Consider the following 21385-nt stretch of genomic DNA (forward strand, 5'->3'; position numbering starts at 1 on the left):
AAATCAATTATTTTGGAAACCATTTTAACCATCAATAACCTTGACAAAAGGTTTGGTAAGGTACACGCGGTAAACAATGTGTCCTTTGAGATTAAAAAAGGGAATGTATATGGCATACTTGGCCCGAACGGCAGTGGAAAATCGACCACGCTGGGCATCATCCTCAATGTAGTGAACAAAACTTCCGGCTCTTACAGCTGGTTCGGGGGGCAGCTCAAAACCCACGAGGCCCTGAAGAAGGTAGGCGCTATTATAGAACGCCCCAACTTTTATCCTTACATGTCGGCCTACGACAACCTGAAGCTGGTATGCAAGATCAAAGGCACGCCTTATGATAAGATAGAGGAAAAGCTAACGTTGGTCGGTCTTTGGGAAAGGAAGGACAGCAAGTTCAAAACTTTTTCATTAGGTATGAAACAGCGCCTTGCCATCGCCTCTGCCCTGCTAAACGACCCGGAAATACTGATACTCGACGAACCTACGAACGGCCTGGACCCCCAGGGTATCCGCCAGATACGCGACATCATTAAGCTGATAGCATCAAAGGGCACTACGATCCTCCTGGCATCGCACCTGTTGGACGAAGTAGAAAAAGTATGCAGCCATGTAGTAGTGTTGCGCCACGGCGTGATGCTGTATGCCGGCACCGTGCATGGTATGCTCAGCAACGAGGGCTTCTTCGAGCTACAGGCCGATAACCATGCTGAACTTCTCAGGCTGATGCATGATCATCCGTCGGTAGAAAAAGTTGAAGACAACGAAGGGAGGCTTACTGCTTACCTTTCCGCACCATTGGAAGCTGCCGAGCTCAATCGCTACCTGTTCGACAAAGGGATAACATTGAGCCATCTTGTAAAAAGGACCCATACACTCGAAGAGCAGTTCCTGCAGCTAACCGCTAACCAACCATCAAACTAACCGTACCATGAAACGCCTTTTATCAATAGAGTTCCAAAAATTGTGGAGCAACCGTGCCAGCAGGATACTTATACTTTCTTACTTTATCCTTTTGTCTTTCATAGCACTTATCGCATCGATCAAATTCACGCTCTTTGGCGTAGAATTCCATTTGGCCAATATGGGGATATTCAACTTCCCCTATATCTGGCACCTAAATACGTTCATTGCCGCTTTGGGTAAAATGTTCCTGGCGGTAGTCATTGTTTCTATGATGGCCAATGAATATACCTACGGCACATTGAAGCAAAACCTTATCGACGGCCTTAGTAAGGAAGAATTCATACGATCGAAATTCCTTATGGTATTTGCTTTTTCGCTTGCCTCAACGGTTTTCGTATTCCTGATGTCGCTTATGCTGGGCTACGGGTTCTCATCGTATGATGAAGCGTCGATAGTTTTCAGCGAGCTGGAATATGTTGCCGGTTTCTTCCTCAAGCTTATGGCCTTCTTCTCCTTCTGCCTTTTTGTTGGGATATTGATAAAAAGGTCGGCATTTGCACTTGGATTTGTTGCGGTATGGTACCTTTTGGAAAAATTGGCACAACTCCTTACCGGTATTTCGACAGGTGAATTCGATTCGGAACATACATGGGTACAGTTCCTCCCGATGGAATCGATGAGCAACCTGCTATGGGAGCCTATGTCAAGGCTAAGCGCCTACAAAACACTCGAGGCTCAGGTTTCCGGTAATGCGACTTATGACATCTATGGCATCCATTGGTACGAATACGTTGTTGTTGCCGCCTGGACCGTATTCTTTATGTTAATGTCGTACAGAATTTTGAAAAAGAGGGATTTGTAATAGTATCTTTGCCGGTGCTATGGTGAAACGATCCGCATACTTATTCGCATTACTTTTTGGTGCCACTTTGGCATCGGCACAAAACATACAGGTTAACGATAATTATACCGAACAGCAGCTGGCCGACGCGCTTGTAAGCAATTCCTGCGCGCAGGTTACCAATGTGGTAGTGAACGGCTGGGCTGGCGGCGCCGGCGGGCCAAGCTTTGGCTATTTCACGGCAGGGGCATCTTCCTTTCCGTTCGCCAATGGCATCATCCTGAGTACCGGCTTTGCGGCATCGGCACCGGGACCGAACAACTCATTGCTTAGTGAAGGTAATACTTCATGGGGTGGCGACCAGGACCTGGAACAGGCGCTGGGTGTAAGCAGCACTATCAATGCCACAGTGCTTGAGTTCGACTTTACGCCTTTTACCAGCCACATCAGCTTTGACTATATTTTTGCGTCCGAGCAATACCTTACCAGCATCAACTCGCCAAACCAGTGCAATTATACCGATGGCTTTGCCTTTTTACTGAAAAAGGCGAACACTACCGACCCTTATATCAACCTTGCTGTAGTGCCGGGTACCAACATACCGGTAAAAGTGAATACAGTACGCGGTACAGGCGTATGCCCTGCGGCAAATGAGCAATACTTTGACCAATTCAACCCTGCCAATGCCCCGGTAAACTTCAACGGCCAGACTGTGATCCTGACCGCTGAGTCGGATGTTGTAGCCGGCCAGACCTACCACATAAAATTGGTAATTGCCGACCAGGGGAATAACCTGTACGATTCGGCCATATTCCTTGGCGGAGGAAGCTTTAATGCTACACTTGACATTGGCGCCGACAGGCTACTGGCCACGAACAATCCGTTGTGCAGTGGGGAGAGTTTTATACTTGATGCTAACATTAATGGCGCGACCGGCTGGCAATGGTCCAGGAACGGTAACCCCATAGCAGGAGCTACAAATGCGACTTATAATGTTGTTCACGATGGCAGCGCTGCCGATGATTACGGCGTGGAAGTAAACTTTGGCCCGACCTGCATAACGACAGGTGAGATAAGGCTTGAATATGCCCCGGCGCTGACTTTTGGCAACTTTACTTTCGTGCAGTGCGACGATGATAACAATGGGCTGACAATATACAACCTTGAACAGGCTGCCCAGCTGATAACTGCCGGCAACCCGGACCTGACAGCCGAAGTGTATTACCTTTCCGGCGACCTTACCAGCCCGATCGCGAACTATACCGCTTTTCAAAACACGGCAGTGGGCCAGGATATATACATACTGTTGCGCAACCGATACGATTGCACCGGTGTTGCTACAGTAAAGCTGGCAGTTTCAAACAATACTGTAACCAACCCTACAGCTCTCGAAGAGTGCGATACCGATGGTACAGATGACGGGTTCTTCCACTTTGACCTGACCACGGCTGAAGCAGAAATACTGGCAGCCCTGCCACCGGGACTCCAGGTAAAATTTTACCCCACTTACAATGATGTGCTAACCTTTGCCAATCCGGTTGCCGATCCAACGAATTTTAGCAATACCATTGCCGAAGACCAAACTATATACGCCCGCATCAACAGCGGCAGCGATTGTTACGGCATTGCCGAAGTACGCCTTATCGTGCATTCCTTCGGGCAGGGCTTTGCCGATGAAGAAGTCGTGCTGTGTGAGAATTACTCTAATGTTACCCTTGATCCAGGAGCGTACGACTCCTACAGCTGGGATACAGATCCCGTACAAACAACACGAAGCATTACTGTTGACGGACCGGGTAATTATACCGTAACCGTAACAAATCCTTTTGGATGCGAAGGCAGCAAGACATTTACCGTCATCCCATCAGGGCGGGCAACAGGGGCCGAATATGACATAAGGGAATTTACGGGCAATGACAATAGCATTACCATTCTGCCGGAAGGCATTGGCACATATGAATATTCCATTAACGGGACCGACTGGCAGGAAAGCCCCGTTTTTCGCCATTTAGGTTCAGGCGAGTATGTCATTTTTATACGGGATGCTAATGGGTGTGGCCCGCTTTTCATAGACAGTGTTTTCATACTCGACTACCCTGTATTCTTTACCCCGAACGGCGATGGCATCAACGATACCTGGAGGATACCGTACAGCATCAAGCGCCCGGGCATTTTCGTAACCGTATTTGACCGCTATGGCAAGATCATTACAGGCTTTAAAGGCTATGAAATGGGATGGGACGGTACATATAATGGCACTCCCCTGCCCTCTACCGACTATTGGTTCGTGATCGAGCTTGAGAACGGCAAAAAAGTGAGGGGCCATTTTTCGATGTTGCGATAAATTTCTTACTTTGGCCCAAAATTGCTGATAGTTTGAGAATTACAAATACACGTTTGACGGGAATGTTTAACTGTGCCTTTATTTTTTTAATGGCATCGGCTGCTTACGCGCAAAACCCCATACAGATCGTAAACACGATGACCAAAGAGGAACTGGTGAACGCTTTGGTAGATAATGACTGCGCGCAGGTGAGCAATGTTTCCATTACAGGATCAGACGGCACACTTGAGCGTAGCTATGCCTATTTTACGGCCGACAGTAATTTCCCCTTCGGCAGCGGTATCATTTTAAGTACCGGATATGCCATATCGGCACCCGGGCCAAACGACAGCATATTGAGCGACGGCTTTAATAACTGGGGTGGCGACCAAGACCTGCAGCAGCAGTTAGGTATCACCGGGACGCTAAATGCTACGATAATGGAATTCGACTTTATCCCGTCGACCAACCACATCAGCTTTGATTATATTTTTGCATCCGAAGAGTATACAGGGTGGCCCGATCAGGGAGCCTGCAATTACAGCGATGGGTTTGCCTTCCTGCTCCGGGAGGCGGGCAGCACAGGGGCGTATCAAAACCTTGCAGTAATACCCGGAACTGACACACCCGTACAGGTAACCACCGTACGTGGCAACGGAACCGCATGCCCACCGGCCAATGCCGAATATTTTGATGCCTTTAACGGAGTGGACCACCCTACCAACTTCAACGGGCAAACCGTAGTGCTTACCGCACAGGCTAATGTAACTGCCGGGACACTATACCACATAAAGCTTGTAATTGCCGACCAGGGTGATGCATTGTATGATGCTGCCGTTTTCCTGAAGGCCAACAGCTTTGGGAGCGCTGTAGACCTGGGTGATGACAGGATCGTGGCCAACGGCACTGCCCTTTGCGATGGTACAACATTGCAGCTTAATGCCACCATCCCTGACGCGACAGGCTACCAATGGTATAATTCGGGAACACCAATAAACGGGGCAACCAATGCCTTCTACACCGTAACCGCGCCGGGTATATACAGCGTTGAGGCGCAGATCACACCAACATGTGCTGCCCGTGGCGAAATAACAATAGAATATGATCCTCCCATTGATCTGGATCCCTATCTGTGGAACCAGTGTGATGATGATAATGACGGGCTTTCGGCCTATTACCTTTTCCGCATAGGCGGCGAACTGGTTAACAACCATGAAGGATTGAGCGTAGTATCATGGCACCTTACCACCGACGAAGCACGTGACGGGATCAATGACCTATTGGGCACAGCGCTTACCGTACCTTTTTATAATACCACAGCCGATCAGGTGATCTATGCCCGTGTAAAGAACGAGGGTGGGTGTATTGCGATTATTCCCGTAACGCTTTCGATGCCACCCTTTACTATTTTTGATCCTGCACCTATAGAAGTGTGCGATACAAACAATGATGGGATCTACAACTTTAACTTTACCCAGCTTTCGGAAGACATACAAGACCAGGTCCCTCCGGGTACAGGGGTGTTATTCTTCAAAAGCTACGAAGATGCCCTGGGCTACCAGTTTCCCATAATGCCTATATCTTCCTATAGCAATACCACCCCCGGTGACCAGACTATTTACATCGGGCTGCACAACCAGATCGGGTGCTATGCCATCATGGGCCTGCAGCTTATAGTACATACTTTTGGCGATGAATTTGCTGATGAAGAGGTGATACTTTGTGAAGGCAGTACGCTGGCACTGGATGCGGGGAGCGGCTACAGCTCCTACATCTGGAACACCAGCCCTGCGCAGGATACGCAAACCATCACTATAGATGCCACCGGCACCTATACCGTAACCGTGACCGACAGCAACGGTTGCGAGGGCAGCAAGACCTTTACCATTGTACTGTCTGCCCCGGCGGAAAGCGTGGATTTTGACATTAACGACTTTAGTGGGAATGATAACTCCGTTACGATAAATGCTTCGGGCATTGGGAATTATGAATACTCGATGGATAACATCATCTATCAGGAAAGCAATGTGTTTAACCACCTGCCCGGCGGTGAGAACACATTCTACATAAGGGATAGCAACGGCTGCCTGCCTGTTTTCTTCAAAACATTATACCTACTCGACTACCCTACTTTTTTTACCCCGAACGGCGACGGCATCAACGACACGTGGAGGATCCCGTACAGCTACTTCCGCCCTACGATAGAGGTTTCGGTATTTGACCGTTACGGGAAGTTCATTACTAAATTCAGGGGCAACCAGGAAGGGTGGGACGGCACGCACAACGGCACCCCGCTGCCCGCAACCGATTACTGGTTTGTGATCGAGCTGGAAAACGGAGAGAAAATCAGGGGGCATTTAGCGATGGTGAGGTAGTTGCATTGCCCCAATCTAAACCACTCCGCAAAACCCGCAAACACACACCAAACCCCTCCCCTTAGCCCCGGCCGCAGCGGCATCCTGCCGAGGCACGCAGGCAGATATAGCGCAGGACGGGACAAGGTGTAGCAATAAGCGCTATGCCGGCCGCTCCTGAAATTATTCTCGATGAAACCGTGGCATTACTAACCGTAAAGCATTACTTAATAATTTATCCTAATAAATCAGTCCGCTTTTTATGGCATTAAGGGAATGTAAATTATATTTACGAAAAATTTGCCATGCTATGAAATTCATTTTTACCTGTTTATCCCTATTATGCCTGCTTACAGCCCGCGCCCAGAACGATTGCACGGATGCGCTTGTAGTGTGCGGCAACATGGGCTACGAGGGGCTTACCGCCACGGGCTTCGGTATACAGGAACTCAACAACTCCAATACCTGCCAGAGCTTTGAGAACAACAGCATCTGGCTCGAACTGCGCATAAAGACAGGCGGAACCCTCGGCTTTACCATTACGCCCGATAATACCGCGATAGATGTGGACTTCGACTTTTTTATTTTTGGCCCGAACGTGACCTGCGGGAACATTGGGCAGGCGATACGCTGCTCTACTACCAATCCGCAATTCGCGGGTTCCCCCAGCAACCTTACCGGCATGAGTGAAACGGAAACCGACACCGCCGAAGGCCCTGGCGAATTGGGCAACAACTTTGTACAATGGCTTACCGTGCACGATGGCGAAAGCTACTTTTTGGTAATTGACAGGCCGGTGGGCTTCAGCGATTTTTCGATCCAGTGGACGGGGACGGCGCAATTCCACGATACGCCACAGTTCACCAATCCCAATGGGATCTCGCTTAACCTTGAGCAATGCGACGATGATGCCGTAGATGATAAAATTTCCCTCTTTGACCTCACTACCCACCAGGCTATGCTGATCGCGAGCCAGGCAGATGTTGTACTGGAGTTTTTTGAGAATGAAAATGACGTAATTACGGGCACTAACGCGATCACGAACCCATCGGCGTATGCCAACCAAAACATCGTGCAAACCATTTACGCACGGATGACAAACACCGTGACCGGATGCTTTAGCAACAGGGAATTCACCATTGAGATTATCAACCCCATTGTAGCCGGGGACGCGGAAGACCTGTTCCTGTGTGATTTTAATGAAGATGGCAAACCTGAGTTTAACCTTGCCCAGAATGATGATAATGTAAAGGATGGCAATGCCAACATGATGGTAACTTATTACCGCTCTCAGGCCGATGCCGATAGCAAAACCGATCCGATAGGGCCGCTCTATAACAACCAAACTCCGTTGACAGCCGAAACGATATGGGCACGGCTGGAGAACATAAGCGGTTGTTATGGGCATGATACGACCTCATTTACCATCAACATCATTCCGCTCCCTGATATTGTTTATGAGCTGGACATTGTGGATTTCAGGGATAGCAGGAACTCTATAACTATTGAAATGCCTGATGCGGAAGATTATGAATTTGCGATAGATGGCGGGGAGTTTAGCGATAATTTAGTATTTGAGGGATTAACTACCGGGCCGCACCGCATACACATAAGGGCAAAAACCGGCTGCAAGACGATATATGAAGATGTAGTGATACTGGATTATCCAAAATTCTTTTCGCCCAATGGTGACGGCATACGCGATAGCTGGCGCATTCCGTACCTGGCAATGCACCCGGAAGCGCAGGTAACGATATTTGACCGCTACGGAAAGCTGGTAGGCAATTTTGCCAGCGGTGATGCGGGCTGGGACGGGAATTCTAACGGAAAAGCTTTGCCGTCAACCGATTACTGGTTCGTGCTTGAATTGGAGAATGGAAGAAAAATTCGTGGTCATTTTGCAATGCTACGATAGTTTTCCATAAATTTATAAAAAAATTAACATCCTAATGCTGTGAAAATTACCTTCAGGATATGCCTTTTGGCGGTCGTCCTGTTCCCTTTCGTACCCTCTTTTGCCCAGACGGACTGTCCGGATGCGATAATGGTATGCGGGAACGCCAATTATTCGGGGCTCGATGCCACGGGTATTGGGGTGCAGGAAATTAACTTCGCCAACGCATGTTCCAGCCAGGAACACAATAGCCTGTGGCTTAAAATACAGATAAAGGACGGCGGCACGCTCGGTTTTGTCCTTTCACCAGAAAGCGATGACCTGGTTGTGGATTTTGATTTTTGGATGTATGGACCCAATGTGACCTGCGGGGCGCTGGGCACAGCCATTCGCTGCTCTACTACTAACCCCGGTGCGGCAGGGCTCAACTTTAACCATACGGGCATGAACGAGACCGAAACCGATGTCTCCGAAGGGCCGGGGCCTAACGGCAATGCCTACATACAGTGGCTGGATGTCGAGGATGATGATATTTACTACCTCATCATAGACCGCCCACACGGCGAGGCCAACTTTTCGATGGTATGGACCGGGACGGCGACCTTCCATAATATTCCTGAATTCCTGAACCCGGACAATATCGCACTTGAGATCATGGAATGTGATGACGATGGTGTTACCGATGGTAAGACCACATTTGACCTTACCCAATTCGAAGCCATGTTCATAGGCCCGCAAACCGATGTTGAAGTAACCTACCATCTGGAGAACAATGGCATGATCACTGGCGAGGACGCTTTGGAAAACCCGCAGGCATATTTCAATTCTGCCAGTCCGCAGACCATTTATATGCGAATGACCAATCCGGTTACGGGATGCTACAGCACCGAAACACTGGTTATTTCAGTAAATACAAGCTTTCCTCCCGGGGTGCCGGCCAACATAGCGCTTTGCGATACAGCCGGCAACGGCTTCAGGGAATTCAACCTTGCCCAGACAGCAGGGCCAATAAGCAATGGCTTCGAAAATACAGAGGTGATCTACTATGCCTCGCTCGAAAACGCACAAAACGAAGTATCGCCCCTGCCGGACATCTATCAAAACCAGGCTCCTTTTGTGCTGGAAACGGTATGGGCGCGGGTAGAGACTACAAGCGGGTGCTACCGTTTTGCCATTGTGCCTTTTACCATTGTGGTAAACCCGCAGCCTGAGCTGATGCATACCGATGATCTTCCGGAAGGCATGCCGCTCCAAATCATTGAATGTGATGATGACGGGATATATGATAATGCGACGAATTTTGACCTGACCGTTTATGAAGCGATGCTGATAGGTACACAGATGGGAGTCGCCATCAGCTATCATAAAAACACGGATAACATAGAAATTGGGAGCGACCCTATAAATAACCCTTTGAATTTCATCAATACATCCAACCCGCAAACCCTGTATGTCCGTTTGGTTAATACCACTACCGGCTGCTATGTATTTGAAACGCTTACGCTAATCATTGATCACTCGCTGCCTGTAGGCGAACCCGAAGACCTGGAGCTTTGCGATACCGATGGCAACGGCTTTGAGCAATTTGACCTTTCGCTTAACGATGAGGCGCTGTCCAATGATGACCCCACCTATGCCGTTACCTATTATGCATCGGAAGACAATGCAGAAAATAAGCAGTCGCCGCTGGAAAATCCTCATCAGAATGCCGAAGCCAACACAGTGCAAACCATTTGGGCACGGGTTGAGACTACAACCGGGTGCTATCGCTATGGTATTGAGTCGTTCAGCATCAATGTATATCCGATGCCGCAAATGCTGCGCAACCCCGATCTTCCGCCGAATACCCCTCTTGAAATAGTGGAATGCGACGACGATGGCACCGATGACGGCTTTACAGCATTTGACCTGACCGCATTCGAAGCAATGCTCATTGGCACACAAACAGGTGTGGCCCTGACCTACTATACCGATTACAATAATGCACTGAACGGTGTTGATGACATAGACAACCCCGAAGCATTTGTAAACACTTCGAGTCCGCAGACGATTTTCATGCGCATGACCTATACCGCCAGTGGATGTTTTACTACCGAACAACTCTTGATCAGGACAGATCTGAATTATAATGCCGGTATGGGCGGTCCGCTTTCGCTATGCGACGATAACGGGAATGGCTTAATGATTTTTAATCTCGCGCAAAATGACTTTTTGATAAACAATGGGGATACTAATACCGTTGTTACCTATTATTCCTCTGCCGAAAATGCACAGGACGAAACGAGCCCACTCCCTGCAATGTACCAGAACCAGCAGGCCTATGGTCCTGAGATCATTTGGGCACGGGTGGAGACAACAGGTGCCTGCTACCGTTTTGGCATTACGTCTTTTGCCATTGCGGTAAACCCTGTGCCGCAAATGCTTCGTGACGGAGAACACCCAACAGGCACTCCTTTGGTAATTGAACAATGTGACGATGACGGCCTGCACGATGGCATTGTAGCATTCGACCTGACTGTTTATGAAACCATGCTGATTGGCGATCAGTCGGGTGTTGCTATAACCTATCACACCAATGCGGGCGATGCCGGGACCGGGGATAATCCGGTACCTTTGCCAACTGCTTTTCCAAACACTGCCAATCCGCAAACAGTATACCTGAGAATGACGAACGCAGTTACAGGATGTTTTTCGACAGAAAGCGTTACCGTACAACTTAATTACAGCCTGCCGGTAGGCGAACCCGAACCGTTGACCTTATGTGATATGGAAGGTGACGGCATTGCGAACTTTGACCTGACAGAGAACGATGCTTTTATAAAAGACGGCAATACCAACAGTACCGTAACCTACTATGCCACCCAGAACGATGCCGAAAACAGTCTGGATCCGCTTCCCGGCATTTACCAGAACCAGCATCCCTACCTCACACAGACCATTTGGGCCAGGCTGGAAAACATTACCGGCTGCTATGGCTATGGCATAACCTCATTTACTATTGGAGTACTGCCGCTGCCGGAAATTAATTATACTGTTGATATAACTGACTTTACGCCTTTTGACAATAGCATTACCGTACACATGGCCAACAGCGCTGAGTTTGAATTTTCGATGGACGGAAGGACATTCTCTGACGTGACATTTTTTGACGGGCTGGTTCCCGGGGTATACACGCTTTATATCAGGTCTAAAGACGGCTGCAGCAGCGTGACCGAACGGATACCAATACTCAACTATCCTAAATTCTTTACGCCGAACGGCGACGGCATCAACGAAGTATGGAATGTAGCATTCATTTATTTCTTTCCCGATGCGATCGTGAACATCTTTGACCGGTACGGAAAGCTCATCAAAAGCTACCGTGGCAAGGAACTTGGATGGGACGGCACCTACAACGGTGAAAGGCTGCCATCTACAGACTATTGGTTCGAGATCAACTTTGCCGGTGGCCGAATAATTAAAGGGCACTTTGCCATGGTTCGTTAAAATTAAATACTTTTGAAGGTTCAATGCCCTGTTATGAATAAAATTATTTCCCTTTATTTACTCTTTTTTTCACTGAACGCTTTTTCCCAAAAAGAGGCCAGCAACTGGTATTTCGGCAGGTTCGCCGGCATACATTTCCTGGATGATGGCAGTGTTGCCGCGCTCTCTAATGGGCTTATGGACACCAATGAAGGATGCAGCGTGATATCGGACGCCGATGGCAACCTCTTATTTTATACCGATGGCCGCAATGTATGGGACCGCAACCACGTGAAAATGCCAAACGGCAACTACAATATGGGTACCGGCCTGATGGGCGACCCTTCAAGCACACAATCGGGAATAATCGTTCCTAAAAAAGGCGACCCAAATATCTACTACATTTTTACAGTAGACGAACCGCACCATGAAAATGCGGCAGTATATCCGGCACAATTTAACGGGATCTATTCGGATACCCAACTGGGAGTTCCCGAGACAGATGATGGCTTTAACAATGGCCTCAATTATTCAGTGGTCGACCTTTCCGTAACAGGTCCTAATGGGAGTATCGGGGACATTGTTACAAGGAATGTGCATTTGGTCACCTATGATGCCACTAACCCCGAAGAAGCAAAATACAAATGCTCGGAAAAGATCACTGCTGTGAAAAACAATACCGGGACAGGATTTTGGGTTGTGACGCAGTTTATCGATAAATTTTATTCCTTCTTTATAGATGAGAATGGCGTGAACACAACGCCTGTGGTAAGCCAGGTAGCTCCGGTCGTAAATACCGGCGGGTATAGGAGAAATGCTATTGGCTACCTGAAAGCTTCGCCGAATGGAAAAAAACTGGCCATAGCCCACAACCAACGTGGTAATGCAACGGGAGGTATGGCACAGAATGGTGCGGTATACCTTTACAATTTTAACAACGCCATCGGAGCAATATCCGATCCGGTCGTTTTGAGCGACAACACAATCCCTTACGGACTTGAATTTTCGGCACAATCAAAGAAATTGTATGTGGCTTATGATACTAACCCTGCCGGATTTGGCGGACTTCACCAGTATAACCTTGACGCTGCCGACATTCCCGGCTCGGATACTTTCATAACAGCTAACTCAAGCACGGCCAGCGCGCTTCAACTGGGGCCCAACGGCAAGATATACATTTCTGTGAACGGGGGCTCTTCGCTGGATATCATCCACCTGCCCGATGAGATCGGTGTTTCCTGTGACTTTGAGCCCGGCGGTGTGAATTTGGGCGTTAACAGGATAGCGATCTTCGGGCTGCCGCCCTTCATAACTTCATTGTTTTCGGCAAACATACTGGCAGAAAATACTTGCCTGGGCGATACCACACAATTCTCGCTGAATTCATTAGGCGATTTCCAAACTGTATCATGGGACTTTGGCGACAGCTCTGTATTTTCTTCCGAACTCGCACCGGGACATGTTTATGCCGCTCCGGGCGTATATAATGTTGTTGCTACCATCACCAACTTCGACGATGTATATACTATCGTAGAGGAAGTAACCATCTATGCCATACCGGTTGCCAACACAGCTCCTGCCCTGAATGAATGTGACCCAGAGAATGACGGTTTCGAAGTGTTCAACCTTTCGGTAAACAACGCTTCGGTACTTGGAGGGCAGAACACGGCAACATTTGAGGTCAGATATTTTGCTTCTCAGCAAGCCGCCGATGCAAACACCGATGCGCTGAATGCTGCTGCTTACACCAATACCTCGAGTCCGCAAACCATATATGCACGCGTCCACCAACGGGCGAACACAAAGTGTTACAGTACTACCTCTTTTGATATAAGCGTAACATCCTCCCCTGTAATGAATGCTGCCAAATTTGCCATTTGCGATGACAATGCCGATGGCGACGATACCAATGGCAAGGCACGATTTGACATGGCTGCCGTAACCACAGCGTTAGTACAGAACAGTACACTATACACCACTACCTATTATGCTTCTGAGGCAAATGCTAACGGGCCTGTAAGCCCATTGCCTGCCTTATTTAACAACACTACAAGGGATGAGCAGATAGTATATGCACGTGTTGTACACAACACATTTGCAAGTTGCGTTACTGTGCTGCCTGTTACCCTTACGGTAGATCCGTTGCCGGATGCCATAACAACCGCAGAACTGGTACAATGCCTGAACCCGGAAGGCGTAAACCTGTTTAACCTTACACAGGCCAATACTGAGATAACAGGTGGCGATACAGGGCTATCGGTGAGCTACTACCCAACGGTTACTGATGCTGAAGACGGCACGAACGAAATTACAGGGCCTTACACCAATACAGCGAACCCGCAGGTGATCGCGGCACGGGTCATTATCACAGATACTGGCTGCTTCCGTATATTGCCCCTTACATTAAGGGTTACTACCGATATTTTACCTGCCATGCAACTGGAGCGCTGTGATAACGATGGAGCCGAAGATGGCTTTGCCGAATTTGACCTCGCACTGGCGGGTGTTGGCACAGGTGCGGATAATGTAGTATATTACCCGTCGGCAACAGATGCATTGCTCGAGCAGAATGCGATACCCGAACTATTTACTAACACAGCTGCCAATACACAGACGGTATATGCACGTGTGGAAAACAACAACGATTGTACCTCGCTTCAGCCGATCGGGCTTATCATTCGCCCGCTCCCTGACATTGACATTGACGATACGGCCATAGTATGCCTGAACACCCGTGATCTTATCCCGATAAGTGCGGGGGTGCTTGCCAACATCAACAACTATACTTTTACATGGTCTACCGGTGAGACCACACATACAATATTTGTGAACCAGCCCGGTACCTACACTGTAGAAGTTACCAACATTACAAATGTTTCTGCCTGCTCCAAAGTCCGCACGGTGACCGTTGTGCCCAGCGACCTCGCTGTACTTGACGAAATTGTGGTGGAAGACCTGCGCCAGGACAACACCATCACTATATATGTATATCCAGGCAATAATGTGAATACCACCTACCTGTACAGTCTTGACTCGCCAAATGGGCCATGGCAGGAATCGAACTTTTTTGACAATGTGAGTTCGGGTATTCACGTGGTGTATGTATATGATACTAACGGATGTGGCGTGAAACCGTATGGCGTATCGGTACTGGCAGTGCCCAAGTTCTTTACACCTAACGGCGACGGCATCAATGATACATGGAATATCATTGGTGTAAATGCCTTATACTATGAAACCAGCAAGATCTACATTTTTGACCGCTACGGGAAACTCCTTGCCGATGTAGATCCAAAAGGCGAAGGATGGGACGGCACATACAACGGCTACCCGCTCCCTTCTACCGATTACTGGTATGTAGTAGCGCTTGACGACGGCAGGACAGTTAAGGGACATTTCTCGATGATCCGTTGATGATTTCAGATTTCAGACTGTAGATCTCATATCGAGCTTCACTCCAAAGTAAGCGCTCAACTCCATAGTTTAAGCGGCAGGAGTGTTGCTAAATCTGAAATCTACATTCTGAATGATTACATACTCCTCGTATAAAAATTATAATCATTCAGTACCGTATCTACAAATGCCGTGGCATTGGCAGAAACTGATCTTATGCCCGTAACATCCTCAATTTTTGTTTGAAGCCTTGCGATCATGGCAAAATCAGTGGCGCGAAGGCTTGACTCGTAGGTTTCTTTTATGATACGTACATCATTATCCGTAAGCTTTATTACCAAAGGATATACCGGCACATAAGAATCGTTTATTTCTTTTAGTATTGTTTGGTCAATGCTTATGTTATTCTTTAACGAAATGACCGCGGTCCCGGCAGCCATGTCGCCAATGCGCTGGTTCTTTTTGCTTATGGACATCGCTATAAGGCCAATAATGATCAATGGCGGCGTAGTCTCTATAAGCCCGAAAAGCCACCGCATGAGGTATTCGCCAAAGCCGGCCTGGTAACCATCGATCTTTATAACGCGGATCTTCATAATACGCTTACCCGGTGTCTGGCCGTCCATGAAGGTTTCGAAAAGCAGCTTGTATAAGAATACAGGAAGTGAGAAAAATGTCTGTATGGCAATGTACGACCACGTATCCATTGCGTTGACGCGGTCGCTGAACCCGGTAGCATCAAAAACTTTATCGAGTACAAAATAGTAGGCGATCCATATCACAAGATCAAGCAGATAGGCGAGTACTCGGTCGCCCTCGGAAGCTGCTTTAAAATTAATATCTACATTTTGCGTAGTTGTTATTGAAAGTTCTGACATATTTTATATTTTAGCTACGTATGAGAGAGGTTGCTTTTATAAAACAAAATAAAGAAAAATGGCTTGAATTTGAGCAGGCTATTTTTGGTAAAGCTAAAAAAAATCCGGACGACCTGGCAAGCCTGTATATCCAACTGGTGAACGACTTGTCATACGCCCGCACCTACTACCCTAAAAGCAAGACGGTTGTATACCTTAACCACCTCGCCTCCATCACTTACCAAAAGATATACAAAACTAAGCGCGAGGACACTAACAGGCTGGTACATTTTTTTAAGACCGAAGTTCCGCTTATCGTATACCAAAACAGGCGGTATGTACTATATGCCTTCCTGTTCTTTTTTACCTTTACAGCGATCGGTGTGATCTCGGCAGTGCATGATGAAAGCTTCCCGAGGCTCATTTTGGGCGATGACTATGTAAACCAAACGCTTGAGAACATAGATAATGGCAACCCCGTAGCCGTGTACAAAAGTGGCAGCAACTGGGGAAGTGCTTTCGGCATTACCTTCAATAATCTAAGGGTGGGCCTTATGTCGTTCATACTTGGATTATTCGGAGGGCTGGGTACTATTTATGTACTTTTCGAGAACTGCATAATGCTGGGCTCCTTTCAATACTTTTTCTATGAGCAGGGCGTTTTTTGGGCCAGCGTACGCGGCATCTGGATCCACGGATCGATGGAAATATTCGCCATGATCATTGAAGCCGCTGCAGGACTGATCTTTGGGGCGGGCATACTGTTCCCCAAAACATATTCGAGGGTACGATCGCTAAAGATAGCCTTTAAGAACGGCCTGAAGATTGTGGTGAGCACCATGCCGTTTACCATAGCGGCAGGATTGCTTGAGGGTTTTGTGACCCGGTATTCGCCCGATATGCCCAGGGTACTGAACATACTTATCATCCTGGTAACACTATCGGCCATTGCCTGGTATTACCTTGTGTATCCATTTATAGTCAACCGAAAATCAAACCAAACCCATATCGCTCCCGAAGCGGCCCTCGCAGCCTAATAGCATTACCTTGAATAAGATCCTCATATACATCTTCCTGATTTGCGCCCCGTTTACCGTTGCTACTGCCACGGTACAGGACAGCATTGTATTTAAGGAGGTCAAAGCATTGCCTGTAAATGAGGTAAAGCATAAGGAACGCAATTTCAAGGAAGGGTTCAAAGACGATTATACCGGTTCGGAGTATCAATATGAGCCGAAGGTCGAGCAAAACAAAACAGCTTTAGACCGTTTCTTTGAATGGGTTGCCATGTGGTTGGAACGTTTGTTCGCCCCGTCGCCCAATAGCGGAAAAATGTCGGCCATGGGTATTTTTGGACGCGTAGTGGCCTTTCTTCTTTTGGGCGTGGCAGTGTACTTTATTGCCCGGGCAATACTCAACAAGCAGGGCTACTGGATATTTGGAAGGGCATCAAAAAAGATAAATGCATACGATGTAGACGATGAAGACCTTAACGAGATGGACTTTGCGTCGCTCATTAGCGAAACGCGGCAATCAGGCAATTACAGGCTGGCCGTGCGCTACTATTACCTGTGGCTGCTAAAAAAATTATCAGCCCGAGAAGTGATACAGCTGCACCGCGATAAGACCAACAGCGACTATTTATATGAAATACGCGACAAAGGCCTGAAGGACGAGTTCAGGTACCTTTCGTATGTATATGACCACAGCTGGTATGGCGAGTTTTCGCTGGACGAGGCTGCTTTTGAAAAAGCGGAAAGGGCTTTCCGTAAAACAATAAACGTACTATAGGGATGAACAGGAAGACAATTTGGATAATAGCTTTGCCTGTCGGGATCATCATATTGATCACCGTAATGATATCGCTGTTGCCCAAAAAGCCCGACTGGAGACCAACCTACAACCCTAAAGACAAGATCCCGTTGGGGCTTTATGTGCTCGACAAGGAATCGCCTGACTTGTTCAAAGGGCAGGAAATAAAGAAATTCGCCATTACCGCCTATGAGTTTTTCGACGATAAATTTGACTATGATAAAAAAACGTATAAAGTAAAAGGCACATACCTCGACATTAAGGACGAGAATAATATTGACGAGCAGTCGGCAATGGAACTGCTGTATTTTGCCGAACACGGCAACACAGTGTTCTTAGGTATGCAAACCTTCCCGCAGGTATTGCTGGACACGCTCAACCTTAAGCTGGGCCGCAGCATTTATTTGCAGGATTCGGTCAAGATCGACCTGCAACGCACCGGCAGTCACTACTGGTACGGCAAGGCTATGGGGAACATCGTGTTCGACTCTATTGAAAGATCACAGGCTACGGTTCTCGGCTACCAGGAAACACCGGATGGCAAGAGGCCGAACTTTATACGCGTGGGCTTTGGTGACGGCCAATTCATCTTCCACACTCAGCCTGCCGTATTCAGCAACTACCATTTACTAAAGAAAGACCACTATAAGTATGCCGAAGAAGCACTATCCTACATACCCGAAGGCACTATTTACTGGCATTCCGGATTCAGGAATATCTCCTCGAGCAAGCTGCGTTACATTAAGGACCAGCCGGCACTATATGCAGCTATGTGGCTGGGCATCATTGGCATTATCATATTCATTTTCTTTAATGCAAAAAGGAAGCAGCGCATTATACATGAGATCACTCCGCTAAGGAACACCACCATCGATTTCACCAAGACCATCGGGAACCTATACTACCAGGAGGGCGACCACCATACTATCATAGAAAAGAAGATCATATATTTCCTGGAGCACATCAGGAACGAATACCTCATAGACACCTATACGCTGGATGACGATCTGGTAGAAAAACTGCACTTGAAGACGGGCAAGCCGATCGAGGACATACAGAAAGCGATAGATCTGATAAAAAAGTACAGGCACCAGTTTCAAAGCACCGAAGCTGATGTGATAGAGATCAATAAAGCAATTGAAAAATTAAGGTTATGACAGAAGAATTCAACAACAGCACCGAAGGGATAAACCTGGACAAAGGCGTACAGGTGAACGATGCCAGCACAGCACCGGAAACAGACAGCATTAACTTCACCTCGAGGATCGACCTTGGCGGGCTGCAGCAGAGTATTGATGCGGTAAAGGCCGAGATCAGCTCGGTTATCGTGGGGCAGCACAAAATGATCGACCAGCTGCTGGTAGCCATACTTTCTAATGGCCACGTGTTGCTTGAAGGTGTACCCGGAGTTGCGAAGACCATCACGGCCAAGCTTCTGGCAAAAACCCTTACTCTCGATTTCAGCCGCATACAGTTTACGCCCGACCTCATGCCGTCGGATATATTGGGCACATCGGTATACGACATGTCTGCTTCAAAATTCAACTTTAAAAAGGGTCCGATATTCTCCAACTTCGTACTGATCGATGAGATCAACCGTGCTCCTGCCAAAACGCAGGCAGCGCTTTTTGAAGTAATGGAGGAGCGCCAGATAACCATCGAAGGCACAACACACGCCATGGAGGCGCCGTTCCTTGTCATAGCCACACAAAATCCTATTGAGCAGGAAGGTACCTACCGCCTGCCCGAGGCGCAGCTTGACCGTTTCCTCTTCAAGATCGTGATCGACTATCCTAAGCTGGATGAGGAAGTTGCCATATTGCAGCGTGAGAATGCATTGCACGACAGGCCCAAGCTGGAAAACATTAAAAAAATACTGTCGCAGGCCGACATCCTGAAATACCAGGGCATTGTGAAGCATATAGTGATCGAGCCGCAACTGATACAGTACATTGCCAAGATCGTGACCAATACCCGCGAAAATGCGTTCCTTTACCTGGGCGCGTCGCCAAGGGCATCGATCGCTATATTAAATGCCGCCAAGGGCTTTGCCGCGCTAAGAGGCAGGGATTTTGTTACGCCTGAGGACATTAAGGACTCTGCCATTCCGGTGCTGCGCCACAGGGTCATGGTGGCTCCAGAGCGTGAAATGGAAGGACTGACCAGTGAGCAGATCATCAAGCAGATCGTAGACACCGTAGAAATACCGCGTTAATGAAGTGGTTTAACCGCATATACCTCAACAATTTCTTTTTCTATGTGCTCATGGGGCTCGTGGTATGCTTTGTAATGGCCTACGTTTACCCCATGCTCTATAATATTGTGTGGATAGCGGTATATGCGTTCATCGGGTTTACCCTTATTGACCTCCTGCTGCTGTTCGCATCCAACCAGCGCTTTGCCGGGACAAGGGTGCTTACGGAAAAATTATCCAACGGAGATGAAAACCCTGTTGTGATACGGTTAGAAAGCGGCTACTCTTTCCCCGCATCACTGCGCATTATTGATGAGGTCCCAGTACAATTCCAAATACGGGACTTCAGCGTACACCGTACTATAAATGCCGGCGGAAGCGACAGCTTTGAATATTTCCTGAGGCCAACGCAGCGCGGTGAATACCACTTTGGCAGCCTCAACGTGTATGTATCCTCTCCCCTGCGTCTGGTGTCTCGAAGGTTTATTTTTGAGTCGGGGCAAATGGTACCCACCTACCCTTCATACATTCAATTGCGCAAATATGACCTGATGGCCTTTTCTAACAGGCTTTTTGAATACGGCCTGAAGAAGATACGCCGTATAGGCCACACCATGGAATTCGAGCAGATAAAGGAATATGTAGGCGGCGATGACATCCGCACCATCAACTGGAAGGCAACCGCCAAAAAGAATCAATTGATGGTGAACCAGTTCCAGGACGAGCGCTCGCAAAACGTATATATGGCCATAGACAAAGGCCGCATGATGAAAATGCCTTTCAACGGGCTGAGCTTGGTGGATTATGCCATCAACTCGACACTGGTGCTATCCAACATCATCCTGAAAAAAGGCGATAAGGCAGGGATGTTTACCTTCTCGAAAGTTGTGGAGAACCGCGTGGCTGCCGACAGGCGCTCCCTGCAAATGCAACGCATCATGGAGACGCTGTATAATGTGAACACCAACTTTTTTGAGAGCGACTTCGGCAGGCTGTATGCCGACATAAAAAAGAACATTACACAGCGCAGCCTCGTTATCCTTTACACGAACTTTGAAACGCTAGATGGCCTGAAGCGCCAGCTGCCCTACCTTAAAGGTATTGCCAAAAGCCACCTGCTGGTAGTGGTTTTCTTTGAGAACGTAGAGCTTGAAGAGCTGATGCATAAAAAAGCGGGCAATATCCAGGAAATTTATGACCAGGTGATCGCCGAGAAGTTTGCGTTTGAAAAAAGGCTCATTGTGAACGAACTGAAGAAGTACGGCATCTATTCGGTACTTACCAAGCCTGAAGACCTTACTGTGGAGAGCATCAACAATTACCTTGAGATAAAGGCAAGGGGGATCCTGTAA

Annotated in this window: 13 protein-coding genes; 12 read left to right on the forward strand and 1 reads right to left on the reverse strand. The window is 47.9% G+C overall.

What is annotated here, in order from left to right; genetic code table 11:
* The first annotated feature begins 12 nt into the window (after positions 1-12).
* The 7 genes from ACT6R0_RS12960 (at position 13) to ACT6R0_RS12990 (ending at position 15191) form a co-directional block, all read left to right on the forward strand.
* The gene (locus ACT6R0_RS12960; protein WP_444654453.1) at positions 13-918 is read left to right on the forward strand and encodes an ABC transporter ATP-binding protein; all 906 of its coding nucleotides are present in this window, start codon (positions 13-15) and stop codon (positions 916-918) included.
* A 7-nt stretch (positions 919-925) separates the two neighbouring features.
* The gene (locus ACT6R0_RS12965) at positions 926-1762 is read left to right on the forward strand and encodes an ABC transporter permease (protein ID WP_444654451.1); all 837 of its coding nucleotides are present in this window, start codon (positions 926-928) and stop codon (positions 1760-1762) included.
* A 19-nt stretch (positions 1763-1781) separates the two neighbouring features.
* A complete protein-coding gene (locus ACT6R0_RS12970) occupies positions 1782-4085 on the forward strand; it encodes a choice-of-anchor L domain-containing protein (protein ID WP_444654449.1) in 2304 nt (767 codons plus the stop codon).
* A 32-nt stretch (positions 4086-4117) separates the two neighbouring features.
* Positions 4118-6439, forward strand: a complete 2322-nt coding sequence (locus ACT6R0_RS12975) for a choice-of-anchor L domain-containing protein (protein ID WP_444667402.1) — start codon at positions 4118-4120, stop codon at positions 6437-6439.
* A 289-nt stretch (positions 6440-6728) separates the two neighbouring features.
* Entirely contained in the window at positions 6729-8333 is a 1605-nt protein-coding gene (locus ACT6R0_RS12980) for a T9SS type B sorting domain-containing protein (RefSeq protein WP_444654445.1), read from the forward strand.
* A 39-nt stretch (positions 8334-8372) separates the two neighbouring features.
* Positions 8373-11798, forward strand: coding sequence for a T9SS type B sorting domain-containing protein (locus tag ACT6R0_RS12985; protein ID WP_444654444.1), 3426 nt, complete (start codon positions 8373-8375; stop codon positions 11796-11798).
* A gap of 33 nt (positions 11799-11831) precedes the next feature.
* Positions 11832-15191, forward strand: coding sequence for a T9SS type B sorting domain-containing protein (locus ACT6R0_RS12990; RefSeq protein WP_444654442.1), 3360 nt, complete (start codon positions 11832-11834; stop codon positions 15189-15191).
* Between the two features lie 116 nt (positions 15192-15307).
* Here the strand turns inward: ACT6R0_RS12990 and ACT6R0_RS12995 are convergent, their stop codons facing one another.
* Complete coding sequence (locus ACT6R0_RS12995; RefSeq protein ID WP_444654441.1) at positions 15308-16048, reverse strand: RDD family protein; 741 nt, start codon at positions 16046-16048, stop codon at positions 15308-15310.
* Between the two features lie 20 nt (positions 16049-16068).
* Here ACT6R0_RS12995 and ACT6R0_RS13000 point away from each other — a divergent pair, with 20 nt between their 5' ends.
* The 5 genes from ACT6R0_RS13000 to ACT6R0_RS13020 are packed head-to-tail and all read left to right on the forward strand — an operon-like array spanning position 16069 to position 21385.
* Complete coding sequence (locus ACT6R0_RS13000; protein ID WP_444654440.1) at positions 16069-17064, forward strand: stage II sporulation protein M; 996 nt, start codon at positions 16069-16071, stop codon at positions 17062-17064.
* A gap of 10 nt (positions 17065-17074) precedes the next feature.
* The gene (locus tag ACT6R0_RS13005; RefSeq protein ID WP_444654438.1) at positions 17075-17818 is read left to right on the forward strand and encodes a DUF4129 domain-containing protein; all 744 of its coding nucleotides are present in this window, start codon (positions 17075-17077) and stop codon (positions 17816-17818) included.
* Positions 17819-17820: 2 nt separating this feature from the next.
* Entirely contained in the window at positions 17821-18996 is a 1176-nt protein-coding gene (locus tag ACT6R0_RS13010) for a DUF4350 domain-containing protein (RefSeq protein WP_444654437.1), read from the forward strand.
* Positions 18993-20054: an AAA family ATPase gene (locus ACT6R0_RS13015; RefSeq protein ID WP_444654435.1), complete on the forward strand. Its 1062-nt coding sequence runs from the start codon at positions 18993-18995 to the stop codon at positions 20052-20054. The genes ACT6R0_RS13010 and ACT6R0_RS13015 overlap by 4 nt, the downstream gene beginning before the upstream one ends.
* Positions 20054-21385, forward strand: a complete 1332-nt coding sequence (locus ACT6R0_RS13020; protein WP_444654433.1) for a DUF58 domain-containing protein — start codon at positions 20054-20056, stop codon at positions 21383-21385. Before ACT6R0_RS13015 ends, ACT6R0_RS13020 begins: the two co-directional genes overlap by 1 nt.

The organism is Flavobacterium sp. (assembly GCF_052437795.1).
Classification (GTDB): domain Bacteria; phylum Bacteroidota; class Bacteroidia; order Flavobacteriales; family Flavobacteriaceae; genus Flavobacterium.